The sequence below is a fragment of the Achromobacter sp. RTa genome, assembly GCF_000757485.1.
GTDB lineage: Bacteria > Pseudomonadota > Gammaproteobacteria > Burkholderiales > Burkholderiaceae_B > Achromobacter.
On record NZ_JPYO01000004.1, the window covers coordinates 77995 to 91259 of the forward strand.

Below are 13265 nucleotides of genomic sequence, written 5' to 3' on the forward strand. Positions count from 1 at the left end.
TACGCATGCTTGCTGCCCCACAAGGGGGCTGCCCCGCCTTGAGGCGGCTCGGCGGCGGGGCGGGCCCCCACGCTGCGCATGCCACGCATGCTTGCTGCCCCACAAGAGGGCTGCCCCGCCTTGAGGCGGCTCGGCGGCGGGGCGGGCCCCCACGCTGCGCATGCCACGCATGCTTGCTGCCCCACAAGGGGGCTGCCCCGCCTTGAGGCGGCTCGGCGGCGGGGCGGGCCCCCACGCTGCGCATGCCACGCATGCTTGCTGCCCCACAAGAGGGCTGCCCCGCCGCCTGCTCCGCTTTCACATGGCGGGGCGCTCTTTACTTCACATTTTCGTCCAGGAACGCCCGGATGGCCGCTCCGATCTCGGTTCCATGCGTCTCAAGCGCCAGGTGGCCAGTGTCATAGAAACGCACGTCGGCGCCAGGAATGTCGCGCTTCCATGCCTCCGCGCCAGCGGGCAGGAAGAACGGATCGTTCTTGCCCCACACAGCCAGCAGAGGCGGTTGATGTTCGCGGAAGTAGGCTTGGAACTCCGGGTACTTCTCCACATTCGACGCGTAGTCCAGCAACAGATCGAGCTGGACTTCCGCATTGCCAGGCCGGGACACCAGGAAGCTTTCCAGCGCGATGGCATCGGGCGCGACCAGCGTCCGGTCCGGAACGCCTTCGAGATACTGCCACGTGATGGAGGCCGGGGTGGCGAACTCGCGCAGCGCATCGCGGTTCGCCTGCGACGGCTCCTTCCAGTAACGCTGAATCGGCGCCCAGCCCTGCCCCAGACCTTCCTCGTATGCGTTCCCATTCTGCGAAATGATCGCGCTCACGCGGAAGGGATGCGCTAGCGCCAGGCGCCAGCCCACTGGAGCGCCATAGTCGAACACCTGCATGGCGTAGCGCTCCAATTCCAACTGCTCCGTGAACCGGCCGATGGTCGCGGCGAGCTGGTCGAATGTATAGGCGTACTGGCCGCGGGGAGGCGCTTCGGTAAACCCGAAACCCGGCAGGTCCGGCGCGATGACATGGTATCTGTCCGCAAGCATGGGGATGAGATTGCGATACATGAATGAAGACGCTGCATACCCGTGCAGCAAGAGCACCGTCGGAGCGTTGCGGTCGCCAGCCTCGCGATAGAACACCTTCACATCCCCCACCTGCTCGAACCGATGGCGGACCTGGAGGTCCGCGGCCTCTACTCCCCCGCTCAGCACCATTGCAACCGGACCGGCCGCTCCTATCAAACTATTCGAAGACATGATTGAACTCCCATGTAACCGTATAAATGGATTTTAAAGGTTACGACACACATTAGTAACTGGTCAATTTAATTTTTATCGGTTACATTGGCGGCATGCAAGAGAACGCAAAAGTCCAGAAGGCTCCTCTGTTCGTAGGGGATGACCTTGCGCTCGATTTCATCAACAGTGAATTCGGCGTGGGTCCGGCACGCCATGAGTGCTTCGCCGATGACGACGCCGTGCTGGCGTGGCTGAAGCTGGCCGGCGTGGTTCCGGACGGCATCGATGCGGCGCCGGAAGGCCTGCTGGAACTCGCCCTCCAATTGCGCGAAAACGCAAAATCCTTGGTGAATGCAGCCAGGCACGGGACATCCGCAGATGCCGCCGTCGTGAATCACGTGCTCCAGGCCGGTCGCGCATCAAAGGAATTGGAATGGGACAACGCGAACGGATCTTTCAAGGTGGTAAGGCGGCGCCTCCATGAGAATGCCGCCAGCTTTCTCGAACCCATAGCCCAGGCCGTCGCCAGGCTGCTGACCGATACGCCCTTGGACCTGGTCCGGCAATGTGAAGCGCATGACTGCACGCTCATGTTTCACGACAAGACGAAGTCGCATCGCCGCCGCTGGTGCAGCATGGCTATCTGTGGCAACCGGATGAAGGTAGCGGCGTTCCGTTCGCGCAAGAAAGGGGAATAGGCCCGCGCTGTCCAGCGGATGGCGTTACCAAGCCCCTTCCGCCAACGGCTCGACTGCAATCGCGATCTTCCCTCGGACGCCCTTATCGGGACTTTCCTGCCGGGCGTGGGCGACCGGATCGCCGGCAAGGAGATAGACGGCACCAATGTGCGGCCGCACCTGGCCTCGGCGATTGAAAAAATGCTCAGGCAGGAACCACGGTCACCCAGTAGCGGCTGCGGAACACCAGCCGCACCGGCAGGCTGCGCGATACGGCCAGCAGCACCGCATCGGTGTCGTCCACCTGGAATCCCCCTGAAATGCGCAGGTCGGCGACCGCAGGATCGCAGCGCAGCAGCCCGGGGCGGTAGCGCGCAAGCTCTTGCAGGAAGTCGGCCAGCCGCAGGCCATCGGCATACAGCACGCCGTCCAGCCAGGCCTGCGGCGGATACTTGCTGGCGAGCGGCGGCTGCACTCCCCCGGCGGAGAAATCGGCGCATTGCCCGGCGCTCAGGACAAGGCCGGCGGAAACCCCGCGCGGCTGCAACCGCACCTGGCCTTCGATCACGGCGACGCGGCTGCGCGAATCCAGTTGCCGGACGCTGAAGTAAGTGCCCAGCGCCTGCGCGCTGCCTTCGGCGGTGCGCACGAGCAGGGGCCGGGGATCGGCAGGCACGGCATGCGCCGTCCGCAGCAGGATTTCCCCTTCCCTGAGCAGCACCAGCCGCTGCGCCTCGGAATAGTCCAGGTCCACCGCGCTGGCGGTATTGAGCACCAGCAGGCTGCCATCGGGCAGTTCTATCCGCCGGCGCTCGCCGCTGCGCGTGGCGTAGTCGGCCGTCCAGGTCTGCCAGGGCGCTGTGCGCCACGCCAGCCAGCCGGCCGGCAATGCAACGATCAGGCCCGCCAGCGCGCGCAGCCCCGCGCGGCGCGACGCACCAGCCTCCAGCGCCGCGCGGCCCAGGCCTGGCGGCAGGCCGCCCAGCTTGGCCAGCACGGCCTGGGCTCGCGCCCAGGCGCGGTCGTGCTCGGCGCTGCGCTGGCGCCAGCTCTCACAGGCTTGCTGGTCGGCTTCTGAAAAACGGCCCGAGTGCAGCCGCACCAGCCAATCGGCCGCTTCGCCCGCGATTTTGGGGTCGATGGAATCCGGCGCGGACGTCATGGCGCCGCCAGGATGCAGTGCTTGAAAGCCTCGGCCATATAGCGCTTGACCGTGCGCAGGCTGACGCCCATCTCGGCGCCGATCTGCTCATACGTCAGCCCGTCGAGCTGCGACAGCAGGAACGCGGCCCGGACCTTGTCCGGCAGGACGGCCAGCAAGGCGTCCACTTCCCGCAGCGTCTGCTGTATGGCCAGGCGCTGCTCTTCGGAGGGAACATGCTGCGCCGGCATGGCCGCCAGCGCTTCCTGATAGGCTTGCTCAAGCGCGTGGCGCCGGTACATGTCCACCATGAGGCGCTTGGCGATGGTGGTCAGGTACGCGCGCGGCTCCTGCAGTTCCGGCATGGCCCGGCGCCGGTAGGCGCTCAGCAGCCCGACGAAGGCGTCCTGGGCCAGATCGGCGGCGTCGGCGCTATTTCCCAGCCGCCGGCGCAGCCAGCCGAACAGCCAGCCGTGATGCGCGTCGTAGAGACGCTGCACAGCGACGGCGGAAGTCTGCTCGGAGAAAGACATGGCAAGGCGCGGCGTGGTTCTTCAGGAATGGGAATTAATCGCAATTATCGCCACAAACCCCTATGCCGGCAATCCGCCCTCTCAATACAGGTTGCGTTTCGCGTCCTGCTTCAACGCAAAGTCGATCAGCCTGGCCGGGAAGATGGTCTTGATCTGGTCGCGGAACATCTGCCCCAGCGAGGGCAGCGCCGAGCGCGGCACGCGCTTGTCCGGGTTCCAGAGGTCCGCCCGTTTGAGCGCCTTGCTGCAATGCAGGTAGACCTCCCGCGCCTGCACGACCACCACCGAACGCGGCCGCTTGTCCTGCACCACGAAGCGCCGCATCAGGCTCTCTTCGACCGACACCCTCGCCACGCCATTGACCCGCAGCATCTCGTCGATGCCAGGAATGAAGAACAGCAGGCCCACCCCGGGCTCGTGCACTACGTTGGTCATGGTGTCGAGGCGGTTGTTTCCGGGCCTGTCGGGAAACGCCAGGTGGAAGTCGTCCAGCACGTGCGCAAATCCCGGCTCGCCGCCGCGCGGCGACACGTCGGCCAACGCGCCCGGACGGCTGCTGCCGATGCAGAAAAACGGCGACAGCGCGATGAAACTGCGCGCGTGCGCGTCGAACCGGTCCATCGTCTTGTCGACGACCGCCGCAGGCGGCTTGGCGTAGACGCCGCGCAGGGCGGCTTCAGATTCGAGATCGTGCCTGGCGTCGGGGCCGGTTGTTGGCGGTCCGTTCATCGGCTGCTCCTGGCATGGGCTTGGAAGGAAGTGCGCCGCGACAGCGCCGAAAAATTATAAATGCGAATCAATCTCAAACAATCAAATTCTTACGATTTTCTGAACCCATGTGCAAAGGGTGTACTCTGGAGACGGCAGACACGGCGGCAAGCCGCCGGCCCGCCCGTCGTAGGAGACCCCGCTCATGGCTGCCCTATTCCCTGGCCTGACGTCCGGAACCCATTCGATGCTCCGCATGCTGCGCGGCCTGGCCGCGGCGTTGGCGGCGGCCGTGCTTGCTATGGCCAGCGCAAACGCCCAGCAGGCCGGCGACGGCCGGCAAACCGCCGTGGTGCTGTCCCTGGATGGCATCGTCGGCCCGGCCTCGGCGGACTACCTGATACGCGGCCTGGCCGCCGCGCGCGAACAGAATGCCGCCGTGGTCGTGCTGCGCATCGATACTCCCGGCGGGCTCGACGCGTCGATGCGCGACATCATCCGCGCGATCCTCGCGTCCCCCGTGCCCGTCATTGCCTATGTGGCTCCCAACGGGTCGCGCGCGGCCAGCGCAGGCACCTATATTCTTTACGCGAGCCACCTGGCGGCGATGGCGCCCGCGACCAACCTGGGAGCGGCCACGCCCATCTCGCTGGGCGGCAATCCCGCCCGGCCGGCGGAGCCCCCTCGCAAGAAACCCTCGGCCGAAGGCGAAGAAAGCCCGCCGCCCTCATCTCCCAAGGATCCCAGCGAATCGAAAGCGATCAATGACGCCGTGGCCTATATCCGTTCGCTGGCCGCCTTGCGCGGACGCAACGCGGACTGGGCGGAGCAGGCGGTGCGCGCCGCCGCCAGCCTGTCGGCCGGCGAGGCGCGCGCGCAGAACGTGATCGACCTGATCGCCGACGATCTGCCGGACCTGATGGAAAAGGCCGACGGACGCAGCGTCAAGGTGGGCAATACCGAGGTGGTCCTGCACACGAAGGGGCTGGCGCTGCTGGAGCGCGAACCGGATTGGCGCACGCGCGTGCTGGGCGTCATCACCAACCCCAACCTTGCGCTCATCCTGCTGATGGTCGGCGTATACGGCCTGATCTTCGAGTTCATGAGCCCGGGCGCCCTGTATCCGGGCGTCATCGGCGCGATCTGCCTGCTGGTCGGCCTGTACGCCCTGTCCGCGCTGCCCCTGACCTACGCCGGCGCCGCCCTGGCGCTGCTGGGCGCCGTGCTGATGGTGGCCGAGATATTCACTCCGTCCCTGGGTGCGCTGGGCATAGCGGGCGCGGTCTCGTTCATCCTGGGCGCGCTGATGCTGGTAGACACGGATATGCCGGCGTACGAGGTCTCGCTGCCGCTGGTCGCGGGAGTCGCGGTGGCGAGCCTGGGCATGACGTTTCTCATCGCCCGGCTGGCGCTGCGTTCGCGCCGGGCGCCCATCGTCAGCGGCGTCGAGGCGCTGCTCGGCCAGCGGGTCAAGGTACTGAGCTGGGCCGGCGCGCAAGGCTATGTGTCCGCGGCCGGGGAACGTTGGCGGGCAACGGGCCCCGACGGCCTGGCGGCCGGCGACAGCGTGGTGATCGAATCGGCGCAGGGCCTCACGTTGCACGTGCGGGCGGAGGCCGGCGCGCCGCCACGAAAGGAGCCCGCATAGCGCCCAACCCCTGTCCCGGCAACGCCGCATACTCACTTTTCAGGAGCCTGCCATGTTGATGAACCTTGCCTTCTATGGCCCCATTCTTGTGCTGGCGCTTGCGCTGTTCGCGCTGGCGGTGCGCATCCTGCGCGAATACGAGCGGGGCGTGATATTCACGCTGGGGCGCTTCACCGGCGTGAAGGGGCCCGGGCTGATCCTGATGATACCCGTGGTCCAGCAGATGGTGCGCGTGGACCAGCGCATGGCCGTTTTCGACGTGCCCAGCCAGGACGTGATCTCCCGCGACAACGTATCGGTCAAGGTGAACGCCGTCATCTATTTCCGCGTGATCGACCCGGAGCGATCCGTGATCCAGGTCGAGAACTTCCGGCAGGCGACCAGCGAACTCGCGCAGACCACCCTGCGCTCCGTGCTCGGCAAGCACGATCTCGACGAGATGCTTTCGGAGCGCGACAAGCTGAACAGCGACATCCAGGAAATCCTCGATTCGCAGACCGATGCATGGGGCATCAAGGTGGCGAACGTGGAGATCAAGCACATCGACCTGAACGAAGGCATGGTGCGGGTGATCGCGCGGCAGGCCGAAGCCGAGCGCGAACGGCGCGCCAAGGTCATCCATGCGGAAGGCGAGCAGCAGGCCGCGCAGATGCTGCTGAACGCCGCGCGCACGCTGTCGCAGCAACCGGAGGCGATGCAGCTGCGCTACCTGAGCACGCTTGCCATGATCGGCACGCAGAACAACTCGACGATAGTCTTTCCGTTCCCGACCGAACTGGGACAGGTGCTGCGCAATCTCACGGGGAAAAACGCAGCCTGAAGGCCGCGAAAGCCGGCCCTGGCCGGCAGCGCTACATGCCGGACAGCTTGTCGATGATGGACTGCCGTATGTTGTCGATGTGGCGCATCGTTTCGGCGGAGGCGGCCTCCGCATCCCCGCGCGCCAGCGCGTCGATCATGGCCATGTGCTCGCCACAGACCGGAACCATGCGCTTTTCGAGCCGCTTGAGCGAGAACATCCGCGTCTTCTGGCGCAGGTTGGCGATCATGCTGGCAAGCAGTTCATTGCCGCAGTATTCCGCGATCAGCCCATGCAATTCGGCGTCCAACTGCTGGTGCAGGGGATCCGCCGGAGAATCCATGTTCATCAAGGCTTCTATGCGCTTGCGCAGATCGGCCAGCTTGTCCGCCGGCACGTTGCCGGCCGCCCGGCCGGCGGCGTCCGATTCGAGCATCCGGCGGATGTAGAGCCCCTCCATGAGCTCCTGCAGCGTCACCTGACGCACGAACAGCCGGTTGTTCGACTTGCGTTCAAGCATGCGCTCGCCCTCGAGCCGATGCATGGCTTCGCGCAGCGGCGTGCGCGATACGCCCAGCCGTTGCGCAAGCATGCGCTCCTGCACCTGCTCGCCCTGTTTCAGCTCACGCGACAGGATCAGGTCGACCAGGGCGTCGTACGCCTGATTCGCCAATCCCTTGCCGTTGCCGTCGGCCTCCTGGCCATCTTGTTCTATGAGTTGACCCGTAGTCATGGCTCCTGTTCGCGCCCAATTCCAAAAAATGCAGTTTGGCACATATTCGTCAAAACCCCCGCCAGCCGCAGCCGGCGGCGCTTGCGCCCCGGGAACCCGTGCCTATCGGCACCCGGAGCCGCTTGCCTCCTTTCAGGGAAAACCATGCATCCCATTCTTTTCGGCACTCAACCTTAAAGCAGCTTCAATGTTATCAAATATGGGTATATAGGTGGTATACCGGATGTACTTCTTTCTGTATACCACTCAAGATCTAGTTTCCTTCCACGCCGTTCCCGGGTTCCACATGACCACTGCCCACCTCGACTTGCGTTTGTCCGACCGTCTCTCCTCGGCCAGCCCTTCGGCCACCGGCGCCGTCAGCGAACTGGCCCGCCGCCTGGCCAGCCAAGGCCGCTCCATCATCAGCCTGAGCGAAGGGGAACTGGATTTCGACACGCCCGCGCATATCCAGCACGCGGCGATCAAAGGGATCGTGGACGGTCATACCCGCTACACCGGCGTGGGCGGCTCGCCTGCCCTGAAAGCGGCGGTGGTGCGCAAGTTCACGCGCGACAACGGGCTCGACTACACGGAATCGGAAGTGATCGCGGCCACGGGCGCCAAGCAGATCCTGTTCAACGCGATGCTGGCAACCATCAATCCCGGAGACGAGGCCATCATCGTGGCGCCGTTCTGGGTCTCCTACAGCGAGATGGTGAAAATCGCGGGCGGCGAACCCGTCATCGTCACTCCCGACGAAAGCCGGAACTTCAAGATCACGCCCGAGGAACTGGCTTCCCGGATCACGCCGCGCACGCGCTGGCTGATCCTGAACGCGCCCTGCAACCCGTCGGGCGCGCTCTACTCGCGCGACGAACTGCGCGCCCTGGCGGACGTCGTCCGCCAGCATCCGCGGCTGATGGTGCTGTCGGACGACATCTACGAGAAGATCGTGTACGAGGGCGAATTCACCTCGTTCGTGCAGGCCGCGCCCGACATGCGCGAACGCACCCTCACCGTGAACGGGGTGTCCAAGACCTACGCCATGACCGGGTGGCGCCTGGGATACGCGGGCGGACCTGCCTGGCTGATCAAGGGGCTGGAACTGCTGCAATCCCAAAGCACCAGCAACCCCTCGTCGGTCAGCCAGGTCGCGGCTGCGGCGGCTCTCGATGGCCCGCAGGAATTCCTGGACGGCTGGCGCGACCGGCTCCGCGCCCGCCGCGACATGGCCCTTTCCATCCTGCAGGAGGCCGCGCCCCTGCTGACCATCGCACGCCCGCCGGCGGCCTTCTATCTCTTCGCCAATTGCGCCGGCGCCATCGGCGCCCGGACGCCCAAGGGCGAGCGGATATCGACCGATTCGGATCTTGCCCGCTACCTGATCGAAGAGGCCGGAGTGGCCGTGGTCCCCGGCACTGCGTTCGGGCTGGCGCCCTACTTGCGGCTGGCGTTCGCGCTGTCCGACGAGCGCCTCAAGCTCGCCTGCCAGCAGATCGTCGCAGCCTGCGCGCTGCTCACCCGCGACTGACAAGCATTGTGTTCCACACAGCCCCCTCCATGCCCCCCGCAACGCTATCCAATGCGCGGATCGAGCCGGTCGGCGACCGTTGCCTGCTGATCCGCCTGGGAGAACAGGTCGACATCGGGATCAGCCGGGCGGTGCACGCCGTTGCCGCCCTGCTCGCGGCCAGCAAGCCGCCCGGCGTGATCGACGTCGTGCCCGCTTTCACCACCGTCGCCGTGCACTTCCAGCCGTCGGCCTTCCCGAAAGGCGCGGAGCTTCCTTCCGCGCAACTGACGCGCCATCTCGAATCCCTGCTGGCGCAGGACCTGCCCGTGCTGTCCGCGGAGGGACGCGCCATCGAGATACCTGCCTGCTACGGCGGGGAGTTCGGGCCTGACCTGGAGGATGTCGCGCGGCATTGCGGCCTCGGCATCGACGAAACGATCGAGCTCCACAGCAGCGCGCCGGTCACGCTCTATGCGTTTTTCTTCTCGCCGGGCAATCCATTCGCCGGACCGCTCGATCCTCGCCTGAGCATCGGCCGCCGCAGTTCGCCGCGCACCCGCGTGGAAGCCGGATCCGTGGCCATCGCCAACGGCCTGACTTCCATCTACCAGGACGCTTCGCCGGGCGGCTGGAATGTCATCGCCCGCACCCCCTGGAACCTGTTCGATGTGCGCCACCAGCCGCCGACGCGCCTGCGCCTGGGAGACCAGTTGAGGTTCAGGCCCATCACGCCCGACGAATTCCGGGATCTGCTGGAGCCGCGGCAATGAGAACCATGCTTGTCGATCGCCCGGGCATGCTCAGCACCCTGCAGGATACGGGCCGCCTGGGGCACCAGCAGTACGGCGTGTCGGTCAACGGCCCGATGGACGAATGGTCGCATCGCGCCGCCAACGCGCTGGTCGGAAACCCGGAAAACGCTGCGGTGCTGGAATGCACGCTAAACGGCCCGCGCCTGTCCTTCTCCGAACACACGCTGATCGCCCTGTGCGGCGCTCCCATGGACGTGACCGCCGACGGGCAGCCCGTTCCCTACGGACGCGCGGTGCTGCTGCGCCGCGGGGTGGTATTGGACATCGGCGCGCGCACCGCCGGCGCGCGCCTGTACCTGGCCGTGCGGGGCGGCTTGGCGCCCGAGCCCGTGCTGGGCAGCCGCAGCACCAATGTGCGCGCCGGATTTGGCGGATTCCACGGCCGCCCGCTGCGCAAGGGCGACCACGTGCCGCTGAGCCCGCCGCGCCGGGGAGCCTCCGCGCTGCCCATCGAACGCCGGATGGTGCAAAGCGGCCTGCCCATGCTGACGGCGCTGCCCGTGGACATATCGCCGCCCGCAAGGCCCGACGGATTGCTGCGCTTCATCCCCGGCCCGCACTGGAACGCCTTCACGGACGCGGCCCGAGCGGACTTCGAACTCGGCCCCTACAAGGTAACGCCTCAGTCCGACCGCATGGGCATGCGCCTGCAAGGTCCGGCTCTGAAGCTCCAGAACGCGATGGAGCTGGTTTCGGAGGCCACCGTCTTCGGCACCGTACAAGTCCCTCCCGACGGCCAGCCGATATTGCTGATGGCCGACCGACAGAGCGCCGGAGGCTATCCGAAGATCGGATACGTCGCCAGCGCCGATCTCCCACTGCTCGCCCAGGCCATGCCGGGCGACAACCTGCATTTCAAAGCCGTCTCGCAAGCCGAAGCCGAAAACGCCTGGCGGGACTTCGAAGAACGCTTGCAACAACTGCGCCAAGCCGCCGCGCGGGCGTTGGAATCCTGACGCGCCGGTTCCCCCGCCCAGATGATCCCAGGAGAAACCACTATGCCATCCATCGATATCAACTGCGACATGGGCGAGAGCTTCGGCCCCTGGGTCATGGGCCAGGACCTCGAACTGTTCGCTCACGTCACGTCCGCCAACATCGCCTGCGGCTTCCATGCCGGCGATCCCGACGTCATGCTCAAGACGGTGCGCGCCGCCATTGCGGCCAATGTCGCCATCGGCGCGCATCCGGGCCTGCCCGACCTGCAAGGGTTCGGCCGCCGGGCCATGGCGATGACGCCGGACGAAGTCTATGCGCTGGTGATCTACCAGGTGGGCGCGCTCGACGCCTTTGCCCGTTCCCAGGGGGGACGGCTGCACCACGTCAAGACGCACGGCGCCCTCTACAACATGACCGCGCGCGACCCGGCGCTGGCGAACGCCGTCGCCCGCGCCGTCCATGACCTCGACCCCACGCTCCCGATCTACGTCGCCAATGCCGCGATCGCGCAGGCCGCCCGGGATTTCGGCCTGCCCACGGTATTCGAGGTGTACGCGGACCGCACCTACCAGGATGACGGCACCCTCACTCCCCGCTCCATGCCCAACGCCATGATCGAGGACGTCGGCCAGGCCGTCGCCCAGGTCAAGCGCATGGTGAAGGAAGGCCTGGTGCGGTCGCTTTCCGGCAAGGACGTCCCCATCGCAGCCGACACCCTATGCATCCACGGCGACCAGCCCGGCGCCGTGCAGTTCGCAAGCCAGATCCGCACCGCCCTGGAGGCCGAGGGCATCGCGGTCAAGACCATCTGACGACACGCAGCACCGGCCACACATCCCGTTCCTCCGGAAGGCGAAAGCCCCGCTCCCTCTAAAGGAAACACCCGCATGTACTCCGTCCTGGCTACTCCATCCCTGGCCCCCTCCCGCGGCAAACGCTCCCTCGCGGCGCTGGCGTTCGCTGCCGCCCTCGCCTTCGCCGGCGGCGCGCAAGCGCAGACGCAAGGCGGCACGCTGCGCGCGATCGTCCAACCCGAGCCGCCCATGCTCATGCTGGGCCTGAACCAGCAAATTCCCACGCAATATGTCGCGGGCAAGATCTACGAAAGCCTGCTGACCTGGACGCCCGCCCTGGAGCCCGCGCCCGGGCTCGCCAAATCGTGGTCGATCTCCGACGATGGCAAGGTCTACGTCTTCGAACTGCAATCCGGCGTCAAATGGCACGACGGCAAGCCCTTCACGGCCGACGACGTCGTGTTCTCCATCGATAAGTTCCTGCGCGAGGTGCATCCGCGGGCGCGCGTCATCATCAGCCAGTTCGTCGAATCGGTCACGGCGGTCAATCCGGAAAAGGTGGAGATCCGCCTGAAGCAGCCTTTCGCCCCGTTCCTGAAGGCGTTCGTCAGCGACAACATGCCGATGGTGCCCAAGCACATCTACGATGGCACGGACTACAAGACCAATCCGGCCAACCAGACGCCCATCGGAACCGGCCCCTTCAAGCTGAAGGAATGGAAGCGAGGCTCCTACATCATCCTGGAGCGCAATGCCGACTACTGGCAAAAGGGCAAGCCTTACCTGAACGAGATCGTCTTCAACGTCATCCCGGACGCCGCTTCGCGCGCCGTGGCGTTCGAGCGCGGCGACGTCCAGGTGCTGCGCAGCGGGGATGCCGACAGCGTCGACGTCCGCCGCCTGAAGGCTCTTCCGAACGTGCAGTACACCACTGCCGGCTGGGAGATGTTCTCGCCCCAGGCCTACATGCAGATGAACCAGCGGAAGCCGCCTTTCGACAACGTGCTGGTGCGCCGCGCGGTAATGGCCGCCATCAACCGGAAGTTCGTGGTCGACAACATCTTCTTTGGCCTGGGCAAGATTGCGACCGGCCCCATTTCGTCGGGCACGCCGTTCTATGACGCCGACGTTCCGCCATACAAGTACGACTTGAAAGCCGCTCGCGCGCTGATCAAGGAATCCGGCGTGGACCTTTCCAAGACGCCTATCAAGATTCTCTCCTATCCCTACGGGGCGGTGTGGGACCGCCTGGGCGAATACACCCGCCAAAGCCTGGAGCAGGTTGGCTTCAAGGTGGAGATCGAGCCCGCCGACGCCGGGACGTGGTCCAAGCGCGTCTCCGACTTCGACTTCGACCTGACCTTCAGCTTCACCTCGCAGTACGGCGATCCGGCGCTGGGCGTCTCCCGCCTCTACCTGGAGCGCAACATCGTCAAGGGCTCGGCCTTCGTCAATAACCAGGGCTACAAGAACCCGGCCGTCGATGCGCTCTGGGACAAGGCAGCCACCACCACCTCCAACGAAGAGCGCCAGAAGCTCTATGACGAGATCCAGCGCCAGCTGGTCGCGGAGGTGGCCAATGGCTATCTGTTCGAGATCGAGAACCCCACGCTCTACAGCAGCAAGGTCCACAACCTCGTGAAGTCCGCCATCGGCCTGCACGACAACTTCGCGGACGTGTACCTGGACAAGTAACAACCGGCAGCCGCGGGGTCCTGCGCCTGTCGCAGGGCTCGGGACCCTGAAGCGCCA

13 protein-coding genes are annotated in these 13265 nt (G+C 65.9%); 8 read left to right on the forward strand and 5 right to left on the reverse strand.

What is annotated here, in order from left to right; translation table 11 throughout:
• Positions 1 to 316: 316 nt before the first annotated feature.
• Positions 317 to 1210: an alpha/beta fold hydrolase gene (locus JL37_RS02445; RefSeq protein ID WP_052096793.1), complete on the reverse strand. Its 894-nt coding sequence runs from the start codon at positions 1208 to 1210 to the stop codon at positions 317 to 319.
• Between the two features lie 137 nt (positions 1211 to 1347).
• Between JL37_RS02445 and JL37_RS02450 the strand changes: the two genes are divergently transcribed.
• Positions 1348 to 1932: an ABATE domain-containing protein gene (locus JL37_RS02450; protein WP_043541726.1), complete on the forward strand. Its 585-nt coding sequence runs from the start codon at positions 1348 to 1350 to the stop codon at positions 1930 to 1932.
• Positions 1933 to 2116: 184 nt separating this feature from the next.
• On the opposite strand, the gene JL37_RS02455 is transcribed toward JL37_RS02450, so the two are convergent.
• The 3 genes from JL37_RS02455 to JL37_RS02465 all read right to left on the reverse strand — a co-directional run bounded on the left by JL37_RS02455 (position 2117) and on the right by JL37_RS02465 (position 4314).
• Entirely contained in the window at positions 2117 to 3073 is a 957-nt protein-coding gene (locus JL37_RS02455) for a FecR domain-containing protein (protein WP_043541729.1), read from the reverse strand.
• The gene (locus JL37_RS02460) at positions 3070 to 3585 is read right to left on the reverse strand and encodes a sigma-70 family RNA polymerase sigma factor (RefSeq protein WP_052096795.1); all 516 of its coding nucleotides are present in this window, start codon (positions 3583 to 3585) and stop codon (positions 3070 to 3072) included. Before JL37_RS02460 ends, JL37_RS02455 begins: the two co-directional genes overlap by 4 nt.
• An 81-nt stretch (positions 3586 to 3666) precedes the next feature.
• The gene (locus JL37_RS02465; RefSeq protein WP_052096800.1) at positions 3667 to 4314 is read right to left on the reverse strand and encodes an MSMEG_1061 family FMN-dependent PPOX-type flavoprotein; all 648 of its coding nucleotides are present in this window, start codon (positions 4312 to 4314) and stop codon (positions 3667 to 3669) included.
• A gap of 184 nt (positions 4315 to 4498) precedes the next feature.
• Here JL37_RS02465 and JL37_RS02470 point away from each other — a divergent pair, with 184 nt between their 5' ends.
• Positions 4499 to 5941, forward strand: coding sequence for a nodulation protein NfeD (locus JL37_RS02470; RefSeq protein ID WP_081954963.1), 1443 nt, complete (start codon positions 4499 to 4501; stop codon positions 5939 to 5941).
• Between the two features lie 52 nt (positions 5942 to 5993).
• Positions 5994 to 6761 (forward strand): slipin family protein, encoded by a 768-nt coding sequence (locus tag JL37_RS02475; RefSeq protein WP_043541730.1) that lies wholly within the window; start codon positions 5994 to 5996, stop codon positions 6759 to 6761.
• Positions 6762 to 6792: 31 nt separating this feature from the next.
• Here JL37_RS02475 and JL37_RS02480 read toward each other — a convergent pair whose 3' ends face one another.
• A complete protein-coding gene (locus tag JL37_RS02480) occupies positions 6793 to 7473 on the reverse strand; it encodes a GntR family transcriptional regulator (RefSeq protein ID WP_043541731.1) in 681 nt (226 codons plus the stop codon).
• Positions 7474 to 7759: 286 nt separating this feature from the next.
• Here JL37_RS02480 and JL37_RS02485 point away from each other — a divergent pair, with 286 nt between their 5' ends.
• From JL37_RS02485 to JL37_RS02505, 5 genes are all read left to right on the forward strand, one after another.
• A complete protein-coding gene (locus JL37_RS02485) occupies positions 7760 to 8986 on the forward strand; it encodes a pyridoxal phosphate-dependent aminotransferase (RefSeq protein WP_043541833.1) in 1227 nt (408 codons plus the stop codon).
• Between the two features lie 29 nt (positions 8987 to 9015).
• Positions 9016 to 9738: a 5-oxoprolinase subunit PxpB gene (gene pxpB, locus JL37_RS02490; protein ID WP_043541732.1), complete on the forward strand. Its 723-nt coding sequence runs from the start codon at positions 9016 to 9018 to the stop codon at positions 9736 to 9738.
• Positions 9735 to 10736: a biotin-dependent carboxyltransferase family protein gene (locus tag JL37_RS02495; protein WP_043541733.1), complete on the forward strand. Its 1002-nt coding sequence runs from the start codon at positions 9735 to 9737 to the stop codon at positions 10734 to 10736. The genes pxpB and JL37_RS02495 overlap by 4 nt, the downstream gene beginning before the upstream one ends.
• A 42-nt stretch (positions 10737 to 10778) precedes the next feature.
• Entirely contained in the window at positions 10779 to 11531 is a 753-nt protein-coding gene (locus tag JL37_RS02500) for a LamB/YcsF family protein (protein ID WP_043541734.1), read from the forward strand.
• A gap of 75 nt (positions 11532 to 11606) precedes the next feature.
• Positions 11607 to 13208, forward strand: a complete 1602-nt coding sequence (locus JL37_RS02505) for an ABC transporter substrate-binding protein (protein ID WP_043541736.1) — start codon at positions 11607 to 11609, stop codon at positions 13206 to 13208.
• Positions 13209 to 13265 lie beyond the last annotated feature (57 nt).